Raw genomic sequence first — 24096 nt, forward strand, 5'->3', positions numbered from 1 at the left:
ATCATCCAATTGAATCAATGCAAAAAACCCGGCTCAGGCCGGGTTTTTTGCTGTCCTTTTTTGCCGAAAACGAGCCGAATCAGGCGGCAACCTTCAAGGTACGAAAACGTTCGAGCAGTTGCGGCCGGTTGAACGGCTTCAACAGATAACCCTGGGCGCCGGCGCGCTTTGCCTTCATGATCGAGGCAACATCGACCTCGACCAGCGAGATCAGAATCTGCGGTTTGATCGTGCTCTCCATGGCGCGAACCTGGCGAATGACGTCGACCGCTTGCATGTCCGGCAGGGCGCCGTCGACGACAATCACATCAGGCATCTCGGCAGCGCACATCTCAACAGCATCAAGTCCAGTTGCCGCTTCGATCACCACCATGTCGGAGCCGCCAAGAATCCGTTTTGCAACCTTTCTGATGACGCTCGAATCGTCGACAAACATGCAGCGCTTCATTTCCGGGTCCTCTTTGCCATGGGGCGAACCGGCGGCATCCGGGTATCGGGATGCACACTAGGCCGATCTGGTAAAGAAGCAGAAAAGCCGTTAGGTAAAGTTTTTACAAACATGTCGTCTGCAGCCCCATTCGGCAGGGGCATTGCCGGCAATGAAACTTTCCTGTTCTGAATTGCCGCAAATATCAGCGGGAAAAGATACTTGATTGTTCTTGATGCTCGGACGTCCTGCCGAACGGCTTCGCTCAAGCCGCGGACAGCACGATCTCTTCGGCGGTCGCATGAATCGAGATCGTCATGTTGGCCTCACGCGCCAGCAGCAGCGTGTAGTAGGGCTGGACGGTATGGGCGTCGATAGGCTCCTCGGGCTTGTTGCCGGAATGGAGCTCGAGGAATTTCGGCGGCACGCGCAGCATTGGGCCGCTTGCGGCAAGCGCAAAGCGCGGCTCGGTGTCGAGGTTTTCCAGCGTGACCACCAATCTGCCACCGCGCGGGATGGCGGCATTGGCGACGAGCAGCAAATTGAGCAGCAGCTTGACCTTGTTCTTGGGCAGCAGGGCGCGAACCCCGTTCCAGATCAATTCCGGCTTCTCGTTCTTCAGGAAGGCGATGGCGACGGACTCGGCATCGCCGGTGTCGATCATCATGCCCGCCGAACCGGCGGCACCGAAGGCGATGCGGGCGAATTGCAGGCGGGCCGAAGCGTTTCTGGCGCTCTGCCGGATCAGTTTCATGGCGTCTTCGTCGGCGCCGCCCTCGTCCAGGAGTTCAAGGCCGTTGTTGATGGCGCCGACCGGCGAAATGATGTCGTGGCAGACTCGGCTGCACAACAAGGCTGCGAGATCGGGTGCGGAGAGAGAGAAAAGCTCAGCCATCGGCGAAAAATCCCTGCTAAAATTCACATCCTGGTGGCCGCGCGGCCGACAGCCACGCTCACCACCCGAATCACGCTCTCTCCCCCAGGCATTCTGAATACACAGCGCCCGAGCGTGCAGCAACAATCCACAATTCTTGTGAGAAAAACGGCATCTTTGCACAGGATGGGAGCCCGTGCAGACAGTCAGAAACAGCCTTCGAACCGCCATGTTCATGTGGGAGGTTAATGGTTGAAAAAGGATTACGGCATAGTTTGCCCGTAACAGTCATCCTTAACGGTCGCCTAAAGAGCCGGACGGGGTGCGAGGCGTCGGCGAAAGTGCTCCCTGACGGAGATTGGAAGCATGGTTTCCCGATTCTACGACCGGACGTTTGTCCGCGTCTTCTTCATGGCGATTGCCCTGATGGGCGCTCTCGCATTCTCAACCTCTGCGTCGCGGGCACAGGAATACACCGCTCAGGAGATCGTCGATTCCGGTCACAAGTTCTTCGGCGCGACGTCGGGCGGTCTCGCAACCGTCGTCGAGAAGATTTTTGCCTCCTACGGCCTGCCCAATGGCTATCTGCTCGGCGAAGAGGGATCCGGCGCGCTGATCGGGGGCCTGACCTATGGCGAAGGTACGCTCTACACCAAGAATGCCGGCGACCATAAGGTGTTCTGGCAAGGGCCTTCGCTCGGTTGGGATTTCGGCGGCGAGGGATCGCGGGTGATGATGCTCGTCTATAACCTCGACGACGTCAGCAATCTCTACAATCGGTTCGGCGGCGTTGCCGGTTCGGCCTATGTCGTGGCCGGCGTCGGCTTCAACGTGCTGCAGAACAACAGGGTGCTGCTGGTGCCGATCCGCACCGGCGTCGGCGCGCGGCTTGGCGTCAATCTCGGCTATCTGAAGCTGACGCAGAGGCCGACCTGGAATCCCTTCTGAGCGATTCCGACCACACTTCGACCCGATCAACAGATTCTGACCCGGTGCAGCTGCGGCAAACCCTTGCCGCAGCGCTGGATTTGCGTCATGCGAACATGGCAAAGTCCAGACTTGGCGGTTGCCGGATAGCGGCCCGCCCGTAACGGGTAGTCACCTTGGTTCAGTCGATCCTGTTCTTCGCCCTCGGCTTTCTGTGCGCAGGCTTTCTGGCGCTGCTGGTCGCGCCGGCCATCTGGCGGCGGGCGGTTGTGCTGACACGCAAGCGTGTCGAGGCGTCGGTGCCGCGAACGCTGGCCGAGATCCAGGCCGATAAGGACAGCTTGCGGGCCGAGTTCGCCATGACGACGCGCCGGCTCGAAATCAGCATCAAGACGCTGCGTGAGCAGGCGAATGAGCAACTCGTCGAAATCAATCGCTGCCGCGAGGCGCTGAAGGGCCTGGCGGTCGAGCGCAAGGACAAGAAGCAGGCGCTTTCGGAGCTCGGGGAAAAAAACGAATTGCTCCTGCATCGCGAGCGGCAGATACAACAGCTGTCTGACAGGCTTGCACAAACAGAGCGCACGATGGAAAAGCGCGCGCTCGAGCTGGAAAAGCTCGAGCATATGTACGACGACGCGTCCTTCTCCTCCAGCAATCGTCAGATCGAACTGGTGGCTCGCGAATCCGAGCTGGAAAAACTTGCCAACGACATTTCAGTGCTGCGCGGCCAGCGCAAGGAGGCCGACAGGCGCCATCAGGAAGTCGTCACCGAGGCCAAGGCCACGCGCGATGCCTTGAAGGCCGAAAAGAAAAGAACCGCCGACCTCGACAGAAAGCTCGAGCGCCTGCTCGCCACGCTTGCCGATCGCGAGGACAAGCTCGATCGCCGCGAAAAGGAACTGGCCCGGCTTCGCGAACGGGTGAAGGGCGAGGCTGCGGGAGGCGCCGCGGCTGCTGGCCTGGTTGGTGCGCAAGACAGTGCCCGCGCCAGGAACGAGGACATGGACAAGACGCTCGCCAAGCTCGAAGGCGACCGAGAGCGGCTCGAAGCCAGGCTGACGACGCTGGCCCGCGAAAACAAGCGGATGAAGGCGGAGCTTGGCGGTTCTGGATCCGCGAAGCCCGGGAATGGCCCCGGCAATGGCAATGATGCCGGTTCTGCCTTGCGCGAACAGATGAACAATCTGGCGGCTGAGGTCGTCCATTTGACGGCCAAGCTCGAAGGACCTGATTCACCGATCGCCAAGGCGCTGGCGGCGCCGCAGGAAACGCGGTCAGGAACCACCAGCCTGGCCGATCGCGTGCGGGCGTTGCAGAAGGCAGATTTGCCGAGCTGAGTTTCAAGCCCCGGCTTGGAATTGCCTGACTACGCCTATCAGGGCGAAAATGGTGCAGCGCAATGGCTGACGCGGCAGCAACATTCAGGCTGTCGAACCCTCCCGACATCGCGATCCGCACCGTCCGCAGGCGGGCAAGCAGCCTCTCCGGGAGGCCCTCGCCTTCGGTGCCGAGATAGAGCGCCAGTCGTTTCGGTCGCGCGGCATCGCGAATGTCAGCCTCACCACGCGGCGACAAAGCGACCTGGCCGAAGCCCAACTCGCCGAGCTTCGCGATGAAAGCTTCAGTGTCGCCGAAGGACGCAAAGGGCACCTTCAACGCGGCGCCGACGGAGACGCGGATCGCCTTGCGATACAGTGGGTCGCAACAGGTGGCGTCGACGAAGACGGCATCGGCGCCGAAGGCGGCGGCATTGCGGAAGATCGATCCGATATTGTCATGGTTGGCGATGCCGATGAGAACGACGATCAACGCTTCGGCAGGCAAGGTGTCGAGCAAGGCCTCGGCGGGCTGTGGCGTGCCCTTGCTGCCGATCGCCAATATACCGCGATGCATGTGGAAGCCGGCGATCCTGTCCATGACGGCGCTTGCCGCAACGTAGACCGGCAGGTCGGCATGGGCCTTGCGCAGGATGTCGTCGAGCCCGGCCAGCCGGTTTTCGAGGACTAGGACCGACTCCGCAGCAAAGCGTCCGGCTGACAGCAGGACGTCCAGCACCACCTTGCCTTCGGCAACGAACCGGCCATGGCGGCCGGTGAGATCGCGCTCGCGGATGTCGAGATAGGCGGCGACCCGCGGATCGCGCGCGTCGTCGATCTGGATCGGATCCATCAATACCTCGGCCGGCGAAAAATCGTCAGCGACGTAAGGAGCGATCGGAGCCGCCAGTCAGGCCCTGCAGGTCAAGTCCCGGCGCGGCGCAGACGCGTTGCCATTTGGGACAAGTCGCCTATCCCGAAAATGCCGTCCAGCATGCGCAACAGTTCGCGCACGGCTTCGGACTTGCAGGAATAGTAGATCATCTGCCGGTCGCGGCGGGTCTCGACAAGATCGAGCGCCCTGAGCTTGGCCAGATGTTGCGACAAAGCAGACTGGCTGAGCATCACCTTTTCGGCGATGGCGCCGACCGACATTTCACCGTCGGCCAGATAGCTCATGATCAAGAGCCGCTTTTCGTTGCCCATAAGGGTCAGAAATGTCGCCGCCGATTCGGCATTGGCGATTAGTTTGGTCGAGACCATCGATGCCCCATGTTTTCCTGCTCATCCAAACGCTATGGGGGCAAATAGCGTTGGCTGCTATAATTCAGCTATGGATCACGCTGCTGATTCAGCGTCACCTGAATCGTAGATCATTTCGCCCAAATCTCAAGACGTGCTTTTGATTCATGACGATTATCCTTGCGTAGCTGGCGCACGACCGGCTTTGGCCATGTCGACCAGAACCGGCCGCAGGTCGCGCGCGGTCTTCAATGGCTGCGGAAAATAGACCCTGCAAACGGTGTCGCCCGATGCCAGGTCCATGCCATCGGCATCGAAGCCGGTCATGGTCCAACCATCACCTTCAACCCTGGCGAAATGATGGGCATAGACGGCGATGGCGTCGAGATGGTCGGCATTCATGTGGTCGAGAGCGGATTGTTCGCTGGCGGCCAGCTCATCGACGATCAACCCCTCGGTGATGAGATCGGCACGGTCGAGCAGGTAGGCCTTACCGAAGCCGCCATTCAGGCTGGCGCGCTCCGGCTCGAGGCGAAAGATCGAGAAATCGCCGAGCCCGGCATAGAGCTTTGCCTTGGGATTGCGGTTGAGATAGCGCCGCTCGGCGCGGGCATGCGCGCTCGACCCGCGTTCCAGCGGCTGCGCCCGGCAGACCAGCGTTATCCTGGGATGCGCCAGCGGATCGCCCTTGCCGGGTTCGCCGACAAGCAGCGAGCAGCGCGGCTCGGCAAGGATGGCGCCGGTATGGGCTGACAGCGCCGAGACAAGGATCAGAGGCGTGCCATCGATGTCGGTGGCGACTCCGACCCTGGAGGCCAGCGGTGCGCCGGTCGAAGGCTCGATCACCGCGAGGGCGCCGAAACGGGCGCTGCGGATCAGCGTTGCGGCCAGCCTGATCGCCTCGGCGTCCGTCGCGCGAATGACGTCCTTCTTCGGCTGGTCCAAAATGCCCACCAGGTAAGTTGATTTTCTAAATCCAGTTATTGGCCAATCATGCCGGCTTTGACAAGCGCTTTGATCTCGGCTGTCGAAAAGCCGAAGCGCGCCAGCACGGTCTGAGGTCGCTGATCGTCATCTTCAGGCATGCCGGCAAGCGCCGGCTGCGAGGTCGAGAAGCGTGGCGCGGGTGCGGGCCGCTCGAGCGCACCGGCTTTCACAAATGCGTGACGCGCCCGGTTGTGCGGATGATCCCTGGCTTCGGCCAGCGACAGAACCGGCGCCACGCAGGCATCGCTTGCGGCAAACAGCGCGTCCCAGCCGTCGCGTGTCTTCTGCCGGAACCGGTCGGCAATGGCCGCGCGCATGTCCGGCCACAACGCCTTGTCGTATTGGCCGCGGACAAAATCCTCGCCGAGCGGCAGCAGCCTTGCGAATGCGGCGAAGAAGCGCGGCTCAAGGCAGCCGACCGCAACGTGGCGTGCGTCCGCCGTCTCATAGGTGTCGTAGAAGGGCGCACCGGAATCGAGCAGGTTGGCGCCGCGCCGGTCGCTCCACAGACCTGCCGACATGAAGGCGTGTATGGGGGCCGCCAGCATCGAAGCGCCCTCGACCATCGCCGCGTCGATCACCTGGCCTTTGCCGGAGCGCGAGCGCTCGAACAGCGCTGCAAGCACCCCGGCGATCAGCATCATGGCGCCGCCGCCATTGTCGGCGATCAGATTCAGCGGCGGCACCGGCCGGCCTTCCTCCCGACCGATGGCATGCAACACACCGGAATAGGCGAGGTAGGTGATGTCGTGGCCGGCGCGACCTGCGAGCGGCCCGTCCTGGCCGAAGCCGGTCATGCGGCCGTAAATCAGCGCCGGATTGCGCGCCAATGCAGCATCCGGGCCGAGACCAAGCCTCTCCATCACACCGGGGCGAAAGCCTTCGACAAACAGATCGGCCTTTTCGGCAAGGCGCAGCAGCAGTTCCGTTCCTTTGGCCTGCTTGAGGTCGACGCGCAGGATGGAGCGGCCGTGACGGTCGAGATTGTACGCATCGGAGAGCGGCAGCAGGGGTTGGTCCGAACCGGTGCGCTCGATGCGCAGCACCTCGGCGCCCATCTCCGACAGCATCAGCCCGGCCAGAGGCACCGGGCCGAGCCCAGCCATCTCGATGACTTTCAGGCCGGCCAGCGGACCGGTCTTCACTGCGCCGGCCGCCATGGCCGTCTATTTCGGCGCCATGCGGATTGCCCCATCGAGGCGGATGGTTTCGCCGTTCAGCATCTGGTTTTCGACGATATGCAGGGCGAGCGCGGCATATTCGGACGGCTCGCCGAGGCGGGACGGGAAGGGCACGGCCGCGCCGAGCGAATCCTGCACCCTCCTGCGGCATGCCGGCCATCATTGGCGTCTTGAAGATGCCGGGCGCGATGGTGCAGACGCGAATGCCGGAGCGCGCCAGGTCGCGGGCAACCGGCAGCGTCATGCCGACGACGCCGCCCTTGGATGCGGCATAGGCGGCCTGGCCGATCTGGCCATCATAAGCGGCCACCGACGCGGTGTTGACGATGACGCCGCGCTCGCCGCCCTGCAGCGGTTCGAGTTTGGCGGCACGGTCGGCGACGAGGCGGATCATGTTGAAGGTGCCGATCAAATTGATCTCGATCACCTTGCGGTACTGGTCGAGCGGATGTGGACCATCCTTGCCGATCGTCTTCACGCCGATGGCAATGCCCGCGCAATTGACCAGGATGCGCGCTGGCCCAAGTCTCTTTTCCACCTCGGCGACCGCGGCCGCACCGCTGTCGGCGCTGCTCACATCGCACTGGATGGCGGCGCCGCCAATGTCGCCCGCCACCTTCGATGCCCGGTCGATGCCGATATCGAAAATGGCGACGCGCGCGCCCTTGTCGGCCAGCGCGCGGGCGGTTGCCTCGCCGAGGCCGGAGCCGCCGCCGGTTACGATCGCAATCTGGCCGTTCGGGTTCATGCTGCATGCTCCGTGCTGTTCCGGGTCATGCTACGGAGGTCGCCGCCATGGTGCAACCTGACCAATGGGGATCCATCGCGACCGGTGCCGCGACCGATCCTGGAGCTCAGGCCATCACTGGTGCCTGCTCCGCGATCCTGGCAAGGCTGGCATGGCCGACCTCGCCGGAGAGCCGCGCCACGGCACCGGGCACGATCTCGTGCGACAGCAGCCGGTCGAGGTCGACCGGGCGCGGCATGGAGATCTGGCCGCGGGGGATCTTTCTGAAGCCGAGCGGGCCGTAATAAGGCTCGTCGCCGACAAGGATCACCGCCGGCGCGCCGGCCTTGGCGGCCGCCTCCAGCGCGATCGCCACGAGCCGGCGGCCGATACCGAGATTCTTGAAGGCGGGCCGCACGGCGAGCGGCCCGAGCATCAGCGCGCGTCCGGCGCCGGCGGCGATGCGGGTCATGCGCACCGAAGCAATGACAATGTCGCCATCCATGGCGACAAAGGATAGCGAGCGCTCGTGGCCGCCGGTCTCGCGGATCTTGTAGGCGGCCAGCACGAAACGGCCGGGGCCAAAGGCTTCGTCGTTGATGGCTTCGATTTCGGGATCATGCGCCGGAGTTTCCGGCAGGTATTTCACGTCGGCAAGGCTCATGGTCTTCGCGGTCCGATAAAGAGGAAAGGTTGCTGCAAGCGGCAGCGTTCGCCAGTCAGCGCTTTCTAAGCGCGGGCGCCCTTTCGTCGTCGGTCAAACCGGATCAAGCCAAGATCGAACATGCGGAGTGTCCGCTAGCATCAATTTCCGGCGGCTGCAATCGGCTGTTTTCATCCGGCGTTTCATACGAGTGACGCTCTGTTCAGCAGATGACGGCTTCGGCATTGCCGCCTTGCGACTACATTGGCCAAGGCACGCAAGGAGATTTCGTATGGGATTGCTGGTCGAAGGCAAATGGCAGGACCGTCCGGCCAATGTCGATAGCAGCGGCAGGTTCATCCGCGCCGAGACGCAGTGGCGTGACTGGATCACGCGCGACGGCGCGCCGGCGCAAGGTCGTACGCGCGGCTTCAAGGCCGAGCCCGGACGCTACCATCTTTATGTCTCGCTCGCCTGTCCGTGGGCGCACCGCACGCTGATCTTTCGCGCGCTGAAGAAGCTAGAAGACATCATCCCGGTTTCAGTCGTGCATCATTTCCTCGGTGCTGAGGGCTGGACGTTTTTGGCCGAGGATGGCGCCACCGGCGACACGCTCTACGGCCTCGACTTCCTGCACCAAATCTACACCAAGGCCGATCCAGCCTATTCGGGCCGGGTTTCGGTGCCGGTGCTGTGGGACAAGAAGGAAGAGACCATCGTCTCCAACGAATCCGCCGAAATCATCCGCATGCTCAATTCGGCCTTCGACGAGTGGGGCGATGCCGCTCTCGATTCCTATCCGCCAAGCCTGCGCGGCGAGATCGACAAGGTCAATGCGCTGGTCTTTCCCGCCGTCAACAACGGCGTCTACCGCGCCGGCTTCGCCACCACGCAAGCGGCCTATGAAGAGGCGTTCGGCGAGCTGTTCGCGGCGCTCGACACGCTGGAGGGCCGACTGTCAAAACAGCGCTATCTCACTGGCGAGCGTGTCACCGAGGCCGATTGGCGGCTGTTCACCACGCTGGTGCGTTTCGACCCGGTCTATGTCGGCCATTTCAAATGCAATCTGCGCCGCATCGCCGACTATCCGAACCTTTCGAACTATCTGCGCGACCTCTACCAGGTGCCCGGTATCGCCGGCACGGTGAACCTGCACCACATCAAAATGCACTATTACGGCAGCCACGAGAGCATCAACCCGACGCGCATCGTGCCGGTCGGGCCTGGGCTCGACTATGGCGCGCCGCACGACCGGGCGCGGTTCAGGCAGGCGGCGTGAGCATCGGATTGACAGCCTACCAGTACGGCGATACCGGCTCGCCTTCAAAAACCTCGGCAAGCCGCCGCAGCGTCGCCGGCGTCGTGCCATGCGGCAAGCGGTCGAGCGGAAAGAAGCCTGCTTCGGCGATCTCGTGGTCCGGCAGTTTCGGCGCGGTCTGGTTGAAGGTTTCGATGAGATAGAGGCCGACATGGTCGCGGCGGCTGGAGCGGCGGTTGAAATGCATCGATTTCAGCACCGGCTGGGCTGTCAGCGCGATGTTGCCTTCCTCGGCCAGTTCGCGCACCAGCGCCTCACCGAGCGTCTCGCCGACTTCGACGCCCCCGCCCGGCAATTGCCAGCCGGGAACGTAGGTGTGGCGGATGAGGAAGACAGTGTTCGAGGCGCGATCGTGGATCAGGCCGCGCACGCCCAGCGTCATCGGCCGCCGCAGAAGGAAATAGAGATGGAACAGCCTTGCCCTGAGGCCTGCCCAGCCGGTCTGGCGAAACGCCTGCTCCGGGTCCGATATAGCCATGACTAGCGAAACCGTGGATGGGCAGGAAACAGTGAGTGGAAAGCGGGGAGCGCGTCGCCTATGAAGGAAGGATGTTCAGGCTCGCGCATATTTCCGATGTCCATCTGGGGCCGCTTCCCGGTGTAACCTATCGCGAACTCGCGTCCAAGCGCGTCGTCGGCTACGTCAACTGGCAGCGCAACCGCCGCCGCCATATGCACGATGCCGTCATCGACACCATCGTCGCCGACATGAAGGCGAGCACACCCGACCACCTCACCGTTACCGGCGATCTGGTCAATCTGGCGCTCGACGGCGAGATCGAGATGGCCAAGCACTGGCTTGAGACGCTGGGTTCGCCGGAGGATGTCTCGGTGGTGCCGGGCAACCACGACGCCTATGTGCCGGGCGCCTTCGACAAGGTCTGCCGCTCCTGGGCGGCGTGGATGAGCGGCGACGGCGTGACTGCGCCGATCGACCGCAACGCTTTTCCCTATCTGCGCGTACGCGGCAATGTCGCGCTGATCGGCGTTTCGACGGCGCGCGCTACGGCGCCGTTCATGGCCAATGGCTTCTTCCTCGAAGGTCAGGCGCAAAGGCTGGCGACAGTGCTCGACGCAACGAACAAACGCGGCCTGTTGCGGGTGATCATGATCCATCATCCGCCGGTGCGCGGCGCCGTCGCCCAGCAAAAGCGCCTGTTCGGCATCTCCCGCTTCCACAAGACCGTTCATAGGCATGGCGCCGAACTCGTGCTGCACGGCCATTCGCATCTGCCGTCGCTGTTCTTCATCGGCGGGCGCGGCGCCAGGATTCCGGTCGTCGGCGTCGCCGCCGCCGGGCAGTCGCCAGGCAGCAAGAACCCGGCGGCACAGTACAATCTGCTCGATATTGACGGGGAGAAGGGCAATTGGCTGATTCGCCTGACGCGGCGCGGCCTGACCGGGCCGGCCTTGCCGCCATCGGACCTGCAGGTCATTGAACTCGGCGCGCAGACACCGAGGCCTCCAGATCGTTGATCAGAAGCTGATCTTCATCGCCATCAGGCGATCCCAAAACAGCGCGGCCGCCACCGCCAGGCCAACAAGCGCGCCGGCGGCGACCAAGCCGAGACCGGAAAGGAACGTCGACCAGCCCCTGCGGGGCACGGCTGCTTGCAAGGGCGGCTCAGCTTCCGGCACGGCGGCGCGTTTCAGGTCGGCGACGGCCGGCTCGACACCGCCCTCCATCATGCGCTGGCGCTCGACGATACGCTCCGCCACATAGCGCGTGACCTGATCGGCGACCGGTTTCATATCGGTCGATTCGGCGAGCACGACGCGGCCGATGCGGGTATCCCTGAGAAAGCGGTAGGTGCGGCGGTCGCGCCCCATGGCGACATGGCTGACGGCGTCGATCCACAGGCGGGGCTGCAGGCCGGAGGAGATGACGAAGTCGAAATTGTCCATGTCGGCGGGCACGTCGGCAAAGACCGGGGCGAGCTCGGCGGCGAGCAGATCAAGCCGCATCCGGTGCGCCTCGCGCATGTCGACCACGACATCGTCGCGATCGGCGAAGGCATTTTTCACATCGCGAACGGCGTCGGACAGTTTGCGGGAGGTGTCGATGGGGGTGATGTTTTCGCCAGTGTCCTTCATCGGCGTCGCCTCGCTGATATGGTTAATTGCGAGTTAACACAGGCGGCGGCAAAATGCACTGGCGAGATGCGGGGCGCAAGTAAGTTAGCTCGCCGCGGCCTCGAATGTCGGACGCAGGCGCCTGCCGCGGCGTGCCATGTTTCGGCGCACGGCCTGGGCGACCACATCAGGTACTTCCTCGACCAGCATATGGCCGGCATCGAGCACGTGATGAATATGAAAATGCGCCGGCAGACAATCAGCCTGGGTAAAGGGCAGCACCGGATCGTCCGTTCCCCAAACCACCATCACCGGCATGTCGAGGGTGTCCAGCTGTTCGCGGGGTATGACCCCCTGCCGCTCGTTCCTGGTCATGACGGCCGATATCTCAATCAGCTTGCGCAACTGGCCGGGGCGACGGCGTAGGTCCGCCAGGACGCCAACGATGCGTTCGGGCGGCGGGCTTCGCGGTCCCGACATGGCGGCAAGGCAGGCGCGGATTTCCCGTCTGTCGGCGGCCGCGGCGTAGCGGCGCAACAGCGGTCCGTTGATCTCGGGGCCAACACCGCCCGGCGCCAGAAGCGTCAGCGAGCCTATCCTTTCAGGCTCGGCAAGCGCCATCAGGGAGGCGACCGCGCCGCCCATCGAATGACCGGCGACATGCACCCTTGCTATCCCGCGTGCGGCGATATCGGCGAGAACCGCTCGCGCCGCTGTTTTGGCCGGGCCGCTGCCAGGAAATTCGAGAGACAGTCCGTGTCCCGGAAGATCGTAGGCCAAGGTCCTGACTTCGGGCCCTAGCGACGCGGTCACCTCGCGCCAGATATCATGGCAACCACCGAAGCCATGCAGCAGGACGACCGTCTTCGGCCCGGCGCCCCGCTCGGCAACATAGAGGGATGAGACCATGAAAATGTGCGATTATTGCAAGACTGGAGAGGAAATTCGAATCGAGGCTGGATTGCTCCCAGTCCAGACCGATGGCCAGTAAAGTTTTCGCGATCCGGAAAGACTAGCTGGCGTTGCCCAGGCCCGCGGCGCGCAGCGCCTCAACCAGCCGGTCGGTCAGATCGGCGGGATATTTGCGCTCGGCGAAGGCCGCGCGCGGATCGGCGGCGAATTTCGGGAATTTGGTGGTCAGCTCATCCAGAAGCTTGGCTGCCAGCTGTTCGCGGCCGGCAGCCTTGGCGCCGATCAGCCGCGCCGCCAGATAGTGCGATTTCATCGCCGTCGTGCGCAGCGACTCGCTGGCTATCGCGGCCTTGTTCATGTCGCCCAGCATGAATTGCCCGGCGAAAAGCCCAAAATCCCACCATGTCGGATGGCCGCTGAACGTCTCAACGGCATGGGTCAGGATGGGTGTTCCCTCGGCATATTTGCCGGCAAAGATCAGGCCATAGCCGTAAGCGGCAGCCATGCCGAGGTCGTAGGGGTTGAGCTCATAGGCCTTGCGCATCCAGCGGATCGATTCCTCGGTGTTGCCGAGGCGCGAGTTGAGGTAGCCGTAGGCGCGGTGCGCATAAGGGCTGGTCGGTCCCATCTGGATGGCGCGATGGGCGAAAGACATTGCCTGTTCGACCGTCGCGCCAGGCGGATAGGCGTAATGATCGGTGGCGGCCTCAAGGGTCAGGGAGGCCAGTTCCGAATAGACCAAGGACGATTTCGCACCCTGGCCGGCGAGCTTGTCCAGGCAGCGATAGGCAGCCTCGTGCGTCCTGGTGCTCTGGTCGAGATAGTATCTGTCGTTGAGGATCAGGCAGCTCGTCAGCCCGGTCTGAATGCCGTTCTGTTCGATGTAGCTGTAGAGCGGGCCGGAGGCGGGAATGGTCGAGCTGAGGATGGCGGCGATACGATCCTCGACGGTGCCAGGTGCGCTGTCGGCGGCCGTCAGACTGCGGGACAAAAGCACGCGGCCGGTCGCCACGCTCTGCAGTTCGAGCGTCACGTCACCTGCCATTGGTCCCGGCAGGACATCGAAAACGAAGCTGGTCGGGTCGGTGCTTGGGTCGCGCTTGCTGTCGGCGTCGCGGCCGATGAAGTCGATGGTGTCGAAACCGGCAAGGCCGGCGCGCAGCGAAGCGGCGACGCGGCCGGCCTCGGGGCCGGTGGCCTTCACGGCGATGTAGACGAGGGGCAGGGCCTCCATCGACGGCGATGCGATGCTGCTCGTTACGCCAGCGGTCTCGACCACCGAGGTCGGATCACTGCTGGCAAGCAATGCGCCGCTGCCCTGGCGCAGGATGAGCACGCCCAGCATGAGGATGACCAGCGTCATGGCGACCCAGAAGAACTGGAGATGGCGCGCCAGCGAAGGCCCAGGTTCTGTAACCCCCGCGGCCGTCGCGCCAGCGGGAACGGCGTCAAGAGCCGTCTGGTCGGGCGATCCGGGCAAGCCGGCTACCGCCGCCGCAAGCGGCTCCTGCCCAACCGGCAGGCGTATGGCGTTGAGCTCATAGGACGGCACGTAGCCGCCGCGCGGAATGGCAATGCGAACCGGTTCGGCTACGCCTTCATTGGCGAAATAATGCTGGAGAAGTTCGCGCAGCCGGCCTGCCTGCACCCGGACAACGGCGTCGGTCGACGAATCGAAATCGCCGTCCTTGCCGAAGACGTCCATGGCGATGGAGAAACCCTTGAGCCTGTCGGCTTCGCCGGCCTGCTCGCGCTCAACAAGATAGCGCAGCAACTTGCGCGCGCGCTCGGAACGTCCGAACGTTTCGCTGGCGAGCAGTCGCTCCAGTGTCTCGCGCACTGCGGGGGCGGCAGGCGTGGCATGCTGCAAGTGTCGATCCTCTCGAAGTCGGCACAGGTTGAGGCGCAATCATATAGAGCCTGCACTTCCATACAAGCATGCTTATGTTATGCGATCGCGTAACACACCGGATAGTTGCCGGTGGTTGACACAAAAAACCGGAATTTCCCTCGGCAAATGGGGGATTTCCGGGCGCCGCGGACATTCGGCGCCCGGGAAATATCAGCCGGCCTTGCGGCCGATTATCCGGTTGGCGGCCGAAACAACGGCTTCCAGCGAGGCGGCGACGATGTTGGTGTTGATGCCGGCGCCGAACAGCTTGCTGCCGGGATATTCCATCTCGACATAGGAAATCGCCGAGGCGTTCGAGCCGCGCTGGAGCGAATGTTCGGAATAATCAAGCACCGACATGTCGACGCCAACATGACGCGACAGCGCATCGACGAAGCCGTCGATCGGGCCGGTGCCGGAGCCGGCGATTGTCGTCTCCTTGCCGTTGTCGAGGATCACCGCCTCGACCACGCGCCGGCCCTTTTTCTCGGTATCGGGATAGGTGTGATGGTCGAGGAACTTCAGTCGTGCGCCGGGCTGGTCGACATAGGTTTCGATAAAGCGGTCATGGATGCGTTTTGCCGGCACTTCCTTGCCTTCGGCGTCGGTGATCGCCTGGATCTCCTGGCTGAACTCGATCTGCAGGTTGCGCGGCAGATTGAGGCCGTAATCGGCCTGCAGTACATAGGCGATGCCGCCTTTGCCCGACTGCGAGTTGATGCGGATGATCGCCTCGTAGCTGCGTCCGACATCGGCCGGATCGATCGGCAGATAGGGCACTTCCCAGACCGGCGTGTTGGCCTTCTTCAAGGCCTTCATGCCCTTGTTGATGGCGTCCTGGTGCGAGCCGGAAAAGGCGGTGTAGACGAGTTCGCCGACATAGGGATGGCGCTCGGAGATCTTCAGCTGGTTGGAATATTCGTAGACGTCCTTCATCCGGTTGATGTCGGAGCAATCCAGATGGGGATCGACGCCTTGCGTGTACATGTTGAGCGCCAGCGTCACGATGTCGACATTTCCGGTGCGCTCGCCATTGCCGAACAGCGTGCCTTCGACGCGGTCCGCACCCGCCATCAGGCCGAGCTCGGTGGTGGCGATGCCGGTGCCGCGATCGTTGTGGGGGTGCAGCGAGATCAGCAGGTTCTCGCGGTCGTCCAGGTTGCGGCACATCCATTCGATCCGGTCGGCATAGATGTTGGGCGTCGACATCTCGACCGTCGACGGCAGGTTGATGATCAGTCTGTTGTCGGCTGTCGGCTTCACGATCTCGGTGACGGCGTTGCATATCTCCAGCGCGACTTCGAGCTCGGTGCCGGTAAAGCTTTCGGGCGAATATTCGAAGCGATAACCGCCGCCGGCCTTGGCCGCCATGTCGGTGATCATCTTGGCCGCGTCGGTGGCGATGCGCTTGATACCGCCGACATCCTTCTCGAAGACGACGCGACGCTGCAACTCGCTGGTCGAATTGTAGAAATGCACGATCGGGTTGGTGGCGCCCTTCAGAGATTCGAAGGTGCGGGTGATGAGTTCGGGACGGCACTGCACCAGCACCTGTAGCGAAACATCAGCCGGCACATTGCCTTCCTCGATGCACCAGCGGGCGAAATCGAAATCGGTCTGCGAGGCCGAGGGGAAACCTATCTCAATCTCCTTGAAACCCATGTCGAGCAGCAGGGCGAACATGCGCGCCTTGCGCTCATGACCCATCGGATCGATCAGCGCCTGGTTGCCGTCGCGCAAATCGACCGAGCACCAGACCGGTGCCTTGTCGATGACCTTGTTGGGCCAGGTGCGGTCGGTGAGACCGACCGTCCGGTAGGGCTGGTATTTTCGGGCCGCGCCCGGCATGTGGCCGGCCGCGCGTTTTACGCTTTCGGCTTCGCCGGCGCGGATGTCTTCTCGTGCGTTCATCGTCTTGTTCTCCCGGCGGCTCGCGGATCGGTCTTCGGACGGATTCCAAGGCGAGCAGCGCCTTATCAGATTTTCGTTCGCTTGATGTGAATTGCCAATTTCTGAACTGGCCAAGGAGCGTGCGCGTAAGCGGCGGTTCGACCGCCGGGCGCTCCTTCAGCGAACCCGGCGATCGCCGATAAGGCCGAGAAGAAGCAGGGTCGATGCCAGCGCGCGCACGGTCTCGCCGGCAAAGCCGGTCGGACGGGAAGCGACGGAGGAGACGCGCGTGTTCATGGCGGGGTTCATACAGGAGCCGCCATGGACAGGCAAGTGGGCTGCCATTCCACCACTCGCGAGCACTCTTCCCCATGCGCGGCAAATGCGCCAGACTTGCGTGTAGCCGGGGCCGCAATGCTTCGCCGTCGGAGGGGTCATCCGTGAATTTTGTTTTCTTCTCGCCGCATTTTCCCGCCAACGGCGCCGATTTCTGCGACCGGCTGAAAAAGGCCGGCGCTACGGTGCTGGGCATTGGCGATGCGCCTTATGAGGCGCTGGACGGCAAGCTGAAGGCGGCCCTGTCGGAATATTACCGCATCGCCGACATGGAGGACTACGATCCGGTGTTCCGGGCGATGGGTCATTTCATCCACAAATGGGGCCGGATCGAGCGCTTCGAGTCCCTCAACGAGCATTGGCTGGAGCTGGAGGCCAATATCCGCACCGACTTCAACATCTACGGCACCAAGCTCGATTTCGTGAAGAATTTGAAGCGCAAGAGCCGCATGCGTGCATTCTTCCGCAAGAGCGGCGTCGACACCATCGCCCAGCGCAAATGCTCCGACCGGGCCGGCGCCATGACCTTCATCCGCCGCGTCGGCTATCCCGTGGTGGTGAAGCCCGATTCCGGGTCCGGCGCCTCGAACACCTTCAAGATTTCCAACGCCAGGGAGCTTGACCAGTTTTTCAGAGACAAGCCCGAGGACGTGACCTTCGTCATGGAGCAGTTCATCGAGGGGCTGGTGGTGACCTTCGATGGGCTGGTCAACCGTGACGGCGAGGTGGTGCTGGCGGCCAGCCACCGCTACGACCAGAGCATCATGGAAGTGGTCAACAAGGATCGCCACATGAGCTACACCTGCTTTCCCAAGGTCCGACCGGCGATCGAAGAGGCCGGCCGCAAAATCCTCAAGGCGTTCGACGTGCGCGAGCGCTTCTTCCACATCGAGCTGTTCGAAACCAAGGACGACCGCGTCATCGCGCTTGAGGTCAACATGCGGCCGCCCGGCGCCTGGATGACCGATGCGATCAACTACACGTTCGACATCGACGTCTACGCGGCCTGGGCGGACATGGTGGTGAAGGATGCCACCGGTGGTCCTTATGAGGGCAAGTATTTCACCGCTTATGCCAGCCGCAAGCAGCACCTCCACTATTTGCACAGCCATGAGGACGTGCTAGCCGCGCATCGCGACAAGATCGTCCATCATCAGCCGATAGAAAAGGTTTTCAGCCGCGCCATGGGAAATTACGCCTACCAGATGCGCTCGAAGGACGAAGCAGCACTGCGCGCGGCTGTCGCCTACATCCACGCGGAAAAGGCTTAGACGCGATGGACATCTCTTATCACAAGGGTTTCTCCGGCAATCTCGGCCGCGACATGGAATACAAGCGCTACGGCCATGCCGGCCGGCCGGTGGTGGTGTTCCCGACGTCGCAGGGGCGGTTCTATCAGTTCGAGGATTCCGGCGGGGTAGGAGCGCTGGCCGAATTCATCGACACCGGCCGCATCCAGCTGTTCGCGGTCGACGGCGTGGATTCGGAATCGTTCTTCAACAAGCATGCCGGCGCCGCCCACCGCATCGGTCGCCACGAGGCTTACTTCCGATATGTGCGCGAGGAGGCGCTGCCGGAGTTTCTGGCGACCGCCGAGCAAGCCAATGGCGGGCGCAAATTAAAGCCGCTGTTCACCGGCTGTTCGATGGGCGGTTATCATTCCACGAACTTCGTCTTTCGCTTTCCCGAACTCGCCAGCGGCGTCATCGCGCTGTCGGGCGTCTATTCGGCGGGCGACTTCTTCGGCAAGGCGCTGGAAGGTGATATCTTCTACAATTCACCGCTCGACTATCTGCCCGGCATCGTAGACCCAAAACTGCTTGCCCGGCTGAAGGCGCTGAGGATGATCTTCTGCTGCGGGCAGGGCGCCTGGGAAGAGCGGATGCTGGTCGAGACCCGCAGGCTGGAACAGATCCTGCGCGACAAATCCATTCCCGCCTGGGTCGACTATTGGGGCGGCGATGTCAGTCATGACTGGCCATGGTGGCACAAGCAGCTGGTCTATTTCTTCGGCCGCTGGCTGGATGATGATCTGATGCACCGGCTCGATTGATGACCACACCCGAACCTATCCGCCGCTTTATCGAGGCCACCAATGCGGGTGATAGCGAAGCCGTTCTCCACACGTTCACAGCCGACGCGTCCCTGACCGACTGGGGGCGGTCCTTCCAAGGCCGCCAGCAGATCGCGCGCTGGAACCAGTCGGATAATATCGGCGTGAAGTCCAATCTTCGCATTGTCCGCATCGCCGAGGTCGAGGGCAGCTACCGCGTCCGCATTGCCGTGAAAGGCAATGGCTTCAACGGCGAGGGTGACATGACCTTCGTGCTCGACGGCCACCGCATAGCGAGCCTCGTCATCTCCTGACGCGGCTCAGCTACCCTTCCTGGCAAACCGGCAGAGCAATGGTCTCGTGTTCCACCGCCCATCCACGGCGCAAGCCGAGAAAGACGACAAGGGCGGTGACGATGGTGATTGCCGCCAGCACGATCAGCAGCCTGTCGAACGCGATCTCATAGGCCTGGACCAGGACCGTGGCTCCGGCACCCGGCAAGCGGGCTGCCGCTTCGCCGATGTTGCCGGTCACCAGCAGCTGCGCGGCGGCGGTTGCATCCAGGGAAGACGCCGTTCCCTGAGCCGCCAGTTGGGCTGCCGTGAAACCCGACAGGACTGCCATGACGATCGCCAGCGCCACGCCTTCGCAAGCGACGCGGGTGGTGTTGAAGATGCCGACCGCCATGCCGGCACGCTCTTTCGGCACGACGCCGACGGCAAGTCCGTCCATCAGCCCCCAGGGCAAGGCGATGCCGACGCCGATGAGGATCAGCGGCGCCACCAGCGCTGCGACGACAGGCGGTATCAGGCTCAGCCAGACAAGGCCGCCGGCGGCCACAAGCAGGCCGACACCGCAGATCGTTGCCGGAGCGATCCAGCGCGCTACCTGGCCGGCGAGCAGTGGCAGGATCAACAGCGGTCCCGACAGGCAGATCATCAACTGCCCCGCCTTGATCTCGCTCATCCCCTCGATGCCGATGAAGCGGATCGGCAACAGCACCAGCAGGACGACGAAGCCATAGGCGGGAGCGGCCGCCAGGAACTGGACGCCGACGAAGCGGGGAAAGCGGAACAGCGAGAGATCGAGCATCGGCCGGCGCACGCGCCGCTCGACGACGACGAAAGCGGCAAAGCAAAGGGCGGCCGCCACGAGAAGCGCGATCACCAGGGGATCGGTCCAGCCGCTCTGCGGCGCTTGCAGCACGCCGTAGGTCAGCGATGCCAGCGCGATCGTAAAGGTGCCGGCTCCCGCCCAGTCGAGGCCGGTCGCATCCGGATCGCGCGATTCCCTGATGGTGCGCAGGCCGAGCAAAGCGGCTGCAATCGCGAGCACTGCCACCAAGACGAAGATCGATCGCCAGCCGAAAGCATCTATGAGCAGGCCCGACGCGATCGGCCCAAAAGCGAGGCCGATGCCGAAACTGGTGCCGAGGAAGGAGAAGGCGCGCAGCCGCAATGGCCCATCGAATTCCTGGGCAAGAGCGGAGGCGCCGCCGGCAAAGGCGGCGGCACTGCCGAGCCCTTGCGCAGCCCTGAGCACATCGAACCAGACGATATCAGGAGCAAACATCGATCCCAGCGATGCCAGCACATAGGTGGCGAGGCCAACAAGGAAGAGCCGCTTGCGGCCATGATTGTCGGCCAGCGCGCCTGATGCCATCAAGGTGGCGGCGAAGGTCAGCATGAAGGCGTTGGTCACCCAGTTGAGCGCGATCGGGCTGCCGCCGAGGTCGGCCGCAATGCGGGAAAGCGCGACGGCCGGGCCGGTGAAGGTCAAGGGCATTGTCATGGCGGCAAGGCATACCGACAACAGGACAAGCCATGGCGCGACCGCGCCGTTTGTGGTTTTCGGGGTCATAATTTTCCTATCTGAACCAGGATCCGCCGGCCTGCCGCAAGCTTGGTGCGCCGGTCGTAACGGGAAGATAGGCTCGCGACACTTCGAGAAAAATAGTGTTAAATCTCCAGATATACCGGACTGAAACGCTCGAATGGAGAGATGCGATGGAACGCCTCAATGGGCTCCTGGCCTTTGCCCGCACGGCTGAGTTCGGCAGCTTCATCGCTGCGGGCCGCACGCTCGGAATCTCGGCATCGGCCGTCGGCAAGAGCGTCGCCAGGCTCGAGCAGGATCTCGGCGTAAGGTTGCTTCAGCGCAGCACGCGCCGCATCGGCCTGACCGAAGAGGGCAAGCTGTTCAACGAGCGGGTGCGGCGCATCCTCGACGACATCGACGATGCCGAGGCGATGCTGTCGCGGAGCCGCGAAACACCGCATGGGCGGCTGCGCGTTTCGACGCCGATCGTGACCTATCATTTGCTGTTCCCGGTGCTGTCGGAGTTCATGGCGCGCTATCCCGAAATCGAACTCGACATCGACTTTAACGACCGCATCGTCGACCTCATCGACGAAGGCGTCGACATCGCGATCCGCAGCGGCGACCTGCCGGATTCGCGCCTGGTGGCGCGGCCGCTTGCACCCTTCCGGCTGCTGTTGTGTGCGGCACCCTCCTATATCGAGCAGCACGGCAACCCGAGCCGCCCGGACGATCTCGTGAACCATTACGGCATCCGCTTCCGCTTTCCCAACAGCGGCAAGCTGCAAGGCTGGCCGTTCATCGGCGGCAGCGCCGAGCCGCAGGTCCGCTCGATGCTGACCTGCAACAACACGGAGGCGCTGAAGGGCGCCACGATGGCCGGGCTCGGCATCAGCTCGATGCCCGATTTCCTGGTCCGCGAGGCGCTGCGTGACGGCCAGCTACGCACGGTGCTGGACGACCATGTCGACGGCCGCGGCCAGTTCCGGTTGTTGTGGCCGTCCAATCGTCATTTGTCGCCGAAGGTTCGCGCCTTCGTCGATTTCCTTCCCGACCGGCTTGCCGCGACGCTGAGCGGCTCTTGAATTAGTCCTTCGCGGCCGACGGCGATAACGAAGACAGCGAGGAATAGCTCTGCTTCTCAGTAGGTGGCGCGGCCGCCGGACAGGTCGAAGGTCGCGCCGGTGGTGAAGGAATTTTCGTCCGATAGCATGAAGGCGATCATCGCAGCCGCCTCTTCGACTTCGACGAACCGGCCTCGCGGCACCTTGCCCAGCATGTAGGCGACCTGGGCCTCAGTGAGCTGTTCGAGGATGCGGGTGCGGGCGGGCGATGGGGTCAGCGCGTTGACGGCGATGTCGTGGCCGGCCAGTTCCTTACCGAGCGATTTTGTCAGCGCGAGCACGCCGGCCTTGGCGGCGGAATAGGCGGCGGCATTCGGATTGCCTTCCTTGCCTGCGACCGAGGCGATGTTGACGATGCGGCCGTAGCTGCGCGCGATCATGCCGGGCACCAGGCGCTTGCAGCAGTAGAAGACGCCGTTGAGGTCGATGTCGATTATCTGGCGCCAGGCGGCAGGATCATAATCCGCCACCGTCGCTGCCGGTCCGGCGATGCCGGCATTGTTTACCAGCAGATCGACCGGACCAAGCGAGCGCTCGGTTTCGGTCGCGGCGCTGTCGACGGCCTCCATCAGCGATTGATCGCACAGCAAACCCTCGACCCGGCCGAGCGGGGCGAGTTCGGAAACGGCCTTCGCCATGGCGGTCTCGTCCACATCCCAGATGGCGACGCTGGCGCCCGATGACAGCAGTCGCCGGGCGACAGCAAGGCCGATGCCTTGCGCGCCGCCGGTCACCACGGCGACCCGGCCTGAGAGATCGACGGCATTCACACGACGTTTCATGGGCACTTTTCCTCTTCCCTGGATATTTGAATCTCAGTCCCTGACGGCTCTCGCCATCAGCCGCGCTATGCTCGGCCCGGCGATGAGCACGACCAGGAAGCGGGCCGACTGCAAGGCCATGACGAAGGATATGTCGACGTTCTGGGCGGCGGCGGCAATGATGGCGACGCTGTCCATGCCGCCGGGGCTGGTCGCGAGATAGGCGGTCAGCGGATCGATACCAAGGACGTGGCTGATCAGCCAGGCTAGCCCGCCGCAAAAGGCGATCAGCACGACGATAGAGCCGACGATCTGCGGCAGCGCCCGTGTCGCATGACGCAGGATCGCCCGGGTAAAATTCAGCCCTATCGACCAGCCGACCATCGCATAGGAGAGCGCCAGCAGCCATGGCGGCAATTGCATCGCCACGCCGAAGCCGAGATGGACGATGGTGCCGATGATGAAGGTGCCGAGGAAGAAGGGTGACGGCAGCCGGCACAACCGGCCGAGCAGGCCGCCGACCAGCGCCACGCCGAGCGTGGCGGCAAAGGCTGCCGGTTCGATCGGCGGGAACCAGACGATGGCTGGTACCTCGATGCCCGAAGTGTCGACCCACATCTTGGCGACGAGTGCTGCCGTCATCGAGACGAAGATGACGCGCAGATACTGCATGAAGGCGACGAGGCGCTGATCGGCGCCGAAGGCACCGGCCATCAGCACCATGGCAGTGGCAGCACCCGGCGACGAGCCCCAGACCGCGGTGGTGCCGGGCAGGATGCGCCAGCGGCTGATCAACCAGCCAAGCAGGCTGGACGCCGCAAGGGTCGCCAGCACCACGACAAGGACCAGCGGCCATTCCTTGTAGAACACCGAAAAAATGTCGGTGGAGATCGACGCCGCGACCAGACAGCCGACCAAGGCCTGGGCGGCGGCGAACAGCGGCCGCGGCACGCGCACCGTGGCGCCATTGGTGCCGGCAAGGATCGCCGCCAGCATCGGGCCGATCAGCAGCGCCGCCGGCAGTGCGGCGTATTCCAGCGCGCCGGCGAACAGCAGCGAGACGATCAGCAGCACCACCCACTGCCGAACCGGACGCATGCGCGCCATGCGTTCGACGGCCGGTTGGTCTGGCGAAGAGTCCATGTTTGGGTCTTAGACCTGGAAGAGAAAAATGCGAACGCTGTCTCGGACGAAATTCACGACCCCGACCCCGCGTTGGGATGTCACTCGTTCTTGATGGCGGGCAGGCCGAAACCGCCGGCCGGATGGGTCTCGACCTGGAATTCGAAGCCGGCGATGATCGGCCGGGCCTTGGCGATCGCTGCCTGGACCTCCGGCAGCTGCAGCGAAGCCTTGTGGCTTGCGGCGTCGGTCCACACTTCGGTCACCCAGATCGCGTCGGCATCGGCCGGGTCGCGGGCGATGACATAACTCAGGCAACCCGGCATGGCGCCGGTCGAGGCGAGCAGCACATCCATGATCGCGTCGCGCTGGCCGCGCGCCGCCCGCATCTTTCCGATCAATCCGTACATTGCCTCTCCCCTTTCTTCCAACCTCAGCAAACGTGCGCACGACATGCATGGTTGCGAGACGCAG

General features: G+C 63.3%; 23 protein-coding genes and 2 pseudogenes. 8 read left to right on the forward strand and 17 right to left on the reverse strand.

Going from position 1 to position 24096, the window contains the following annotated elements:
• Nucleotides 1–79: 79 nt before the first annotated feature.
• Together NKI10_RS00135 and chpT are read right to left on the reverse strand one after the other, a co-directional pair.
• On the reverse strand, nt 80–448 hold the full coding sequence (locus NKI10_RS00135) for a response regulator transcription factor (protein WP_023669946.1): 369 nt from the start codon (nt 446–448) through the stop codon (nt 80–82).
• Between the two features lie 244 nt (nt 449–692).
• Nucleotides 693–1322, reverse strand: coding sequence for a histidine phosphotransferase ChpT (gene chpT, locus NKI10_RS00140; protein WP_023669947.1), 630 nt, complete (start codon nt 1320–1322; stop codon nt 693–695).
• 390 nt (nt 1323–1712) lie between these two features.
• Here chpT and NKI10_RS00145 point away from each other — a divergent pair, with 390 nt between their 5' ends.
• Both NKI10_RS00145 and NKI10_RS00150 read left to right on the forward strand, forming a co-directional pair.
• Nucleotides 1713–2249 carry a DUF1134 domain-containing protein gene (locus NKI10_RS00145; protein WP_245259859.1) on the forward strand — a complete coding sequence of 179 codons (537 nt, stop codon included), beginning with the start codon at nt 1713–1715 and terminating at the stop codon, nt 2247–2249.
• Between the two features lie 155 nt (nt 2250–2404).
• Nucleotides 2405–3565, forward strand: a complete 1161-nt coding sequence (locus tag NKI10_RS00150) for a coiled-coil domain-containing protein (protein ID WP_352857910.1) — start codon at nt 2405–2407, stop codon at nt 3563–3565.
• 46 nt (nt 3566–3611) lie between these two features.
• Here the strand turns inward: NKI10_RS00150 and NKI10_RS00155 are convergent.
• The 6 genes and pseudogenes from NKI10_RS00155 to NKI10_RS00180 form a co-directional block, all read right to left on the reverse strand.
• A pseudogene (locus NKI10_RS00155) lies at nt 3612–4397 on the reverse strand (TrmH family RNA methyltransferase); the annotation flags it as partial.
• 71 nt (nt 4398–4468) lie between these two features.
• On the reverse strand, nt 4469–4807 hold the full coding sequence (locus NKI10_RS00160) for an ArsR/SmtB family transcription factor (RefSeq protein WP_023669951.1): 339 nt from the start codon (nt 4805–4807) through the stop codon (nt 4469–4471).
• Nucleotides 4808–4960: 153 nt separating this feature from the next.
• The gene (locus NKI10_RS00165; protein ID WP_352857913.1) at nt 4961–5731 is read right to left on the reverse strand and encodes a HugZ family pyridoxamine 5'-phosphate oxidase; all 771 of its coding nucleotides are present in this window, start codon (nt 5729–5731) and stop codon (nt 4961–4963) included.
• Nucleotides 5732–5766: 35 nt separating this feature from the next.
• Nucleotides 5767–6933, reverse strand: coding sequence for a CaiB/BaiF CoA transferase family protein (locus tag NKI10_RS00170; protein ID WP_352521379.1), 1167 nt, complete (start codon nt 6931–6933; stop codon nt 5767–5769).
• Nucleotides 6934–6939: 6 nt separating this feature from the next.
• A pseudogene (locus tag NKI10_RS00175) lies at nt 6940–7702 on the reverse strand (3-hydroxyacyl-CoA dehydrogenase).
• A 106-nt stretch (nt 7703–7808) separates the two neighbouring features.
• Entirely contained in the window at nt 7809–8345 is a 537-nt protein-coding gene (locus NKI10_RS00180) for a GNAT family N-acetyltransferase (RefSeq protein WP_023669955.1), read from the reverse strand.
• 271 nt (nt 8346–8616) lie between these two features.
• Here NKI10_RS00180 and NKI10_RS00185 point away from each other — a divergent pair, with 271 nt between their 5' ends.
• Nucleotides 8617–9603, forward strand: coding sequence for a glutathione S-transferase family protein (locus NKI10_RS00185; protein ID WP_352857916.1), 987 nt, complete (start codon nt 8617–8619; stop codon nt 9601–9603).
• A gap of 16 nt (nt 9604–9619) precedes the next feature.
• On the opposite strand, the gene NKI10_RS00190 is transcribed toward NKI10_RS00185, so the two are convergent.
• Entirely contained in the window at nt 9620–10120 is a 501-nt protein-coding gene (locus NKI10_RS00190; RefSeq protein WP_031195394.1) for an NUDIX domain-containing protein, read from the reverse strand.
• A 71-nt stretch (nt 10121–10191) separates the two neighbouring features.
• Here NKI10_RS00190 and NKI10_RS00195 point away from each other — a divergent pair, with 71 nt between their 5' ends.
• On the forward strand, nt 10192–11118 hold the full coding sequence (locus NKI10_RS00195; RefSeq protein WP_023683636.1) for a metallophosphoesterase family protein: 927 nt from the start codon (nt 10192–10194) through the stop codon (nt 11116–11118).
• Here NKI10_RS00195 and NKI10_RS00200 read toward each other — a convergent pair whose 3' ends face one another.
• From NKI10_RS00200 to leuA, 4 genes are all read right to left on the reverse strand, one after another.
• Nucleotides 11119–11736 (reverse strand): hypothetical protein, encoded by a 618-nt coding sequence (locus NKI10_RS00200; RefSeq protein WP_023817388.1) that lies wholly within the window; start codon nt 11734–11736, stop codon nt 11119–11121.
• Nucleotides 11737–11820: 84 nt separating this feature from the next.
• Nucleotides 11821–12624 carry an alpha/beta fold hydrolase gene (locus NKI10_RS00205; RefSeq protein ID WP_352857919.1) on the reverse strand — a complete coding sequence of 268 codons (804 nt, stop codon included), beginning with the start codon at nt 12622–12624 and terminating at the stop codon, nt 11821–11823.
• 103 nt (nt 12625–12727) lie between these two features.
• The gene (locus NKI10_RS00210) at nt 12728–14497 is read right to left on the reverse strand and encodes a tetratricopeptide repeat protein (protein ID WP_352857922.1); all 1770 of its coding nucleotides are present in this window, start codon (nt 14495–14497) and stop codon (nt 12728–12730) included.
• A gap of 192 nt (nt 14498–14689) precedes the next feature.
• Nucleotides 14690–16366, reverse strand: a complete 1677-nt coding sequence (leuA, locus tag NKI10_RS00215; protein ID WP_352858631.1) for a 2-isopropylmalate synthase — start codon at nt 16364–16366, stop codon at nt 14690–14692.
• A gap of 482 nt (nt 16367–16848) precedes the next feature.
• Between leuA and NKI10_RS00220 the strand changes: the two genes are divergently transcribed.
• Genes NKI10_RS00220 through NKI10_RS00230 form a run of 3 tightly spaced genes read left to right on the forward strand, consistent with a single transcriptional unit; the run spans nt 16849 to nt 19111 of the window.
• Entirely contained in the window at nt 16849–18015 is a 1167-nt protein-coding gene (locus tag NKI10_RS00220) for an ATP-grasp domain-containing protein (RefSeq protein ID WP_023695839.1), read from the forward strand.
• A gap of 5 nt (nt 18016–18020) precedes the next feature.
• Nucleotides 18021–18797, forward strand: coding sequence for an esterase family protein (locus NKI10_RS00225; RefSeq protein WP_023695838.1), 777 nt, complete (start codon nt 18021–18023; stop codon nt 18795–18797).
• The gene (locus NKI10_RS00230; protein ID WP_031192978.1) at nt 18797–19111 is read left to right on the forward strand and encodes a nuclear transport factor 2 family protein; all 315 of its coding nucleotides are present in this window, start codon (nt 18797–18799) and stop codon (nt 19109–19111) included. The genes NKI10_RS00225 and NKI10_RS00230 overlap by 1 nt, the downstream gene beginning before the upstream one ends.
• 10 nt (nt 19112–19121) lie before the next feature.
• Here NKI10_RS00230 and NKI10_RS00235 read toward each other — a convergent pair whose 3' ends face one another.
• Nucleotides 19122–20657, reverse strand: a complete 1536-nt coding sequence (locus NKI10_RS00235; protein ID WP_023695837.1) for an MFS transporter — start codon at nt 20655–20657, stop codon at nt 19122–19124.
• 146 nt (nt 20658–20803) lie between these two features.
• Between NKI10_RS00235 and NKI10_RS00240 the strand changes: the two genes are divergently transcribed.
• Entirely contained in the window at nt 20804–21700 is an 897-nt protein-coding gene (locus NKI10_RS00240; protein WP_023695836.1) for a LysR family transcriptional regulator, read from the forward strand.
• 56 nt (nt 21701–21756) lie between these two features.
• Here the strand turns inward: NKI10_RS00240 and NKI10_RS00245 are convergent, their stop codons facing one another.
• The 3 genes from NKI10_RS00245 to NKI10_RS00255 all read right to left on the reverse strand — a co-directional run bounded on the left by NKI10_RS00245 (nt 21757) and on the right by NKI10_RS00255 (nt 24032).
• Nucleotides 21757–22509, reverse strand: a complete 753-nt coding sequence (locus tag NKI10_RS00245; RefSeq protein WP_023669968.1) for an SDR family NAD(P)-dependent oxidoreductase — start codon at nt 22507–22509, stop codon at nt 21757–21759.
• A gap of 45 nt (nt 22510–22554) precedes the next feature.
• The gene (locus NKI10_RS00250; protein ID WP_023751272.1) at nt 22555–23643 is read right to left on the reverse strand and encodes an AbrB family transcriptional regulator; all 1089 of its coding nucleotides are present in this window, start codon (nt 23641–23643) and stop codon (nt 22555–22557) included.
• Nucleotides 23644–23723: 80 nt separating this feature from the next.
• Complete coding sequence (locus NKI10_RS00255) at nt 23724–24032, reverse strand: putative quinol monooxygenase (protein ID WP_023691624.1); 309 nt, start codon at nt 24030–24032, stop codon at nt 23724–23726.
• Nucleotides 24033–24096: the final 64 nt, after the last annotated feature.

The organism is Mesorhizobium sp. M0802 (genome assembly GCF_040320115.1).
Lineage (GTDB): Bacteria > Pseudomonadota > Alphaproteobacteria > Rhizobiales > Rhizobiaceae > Mesorhizobium.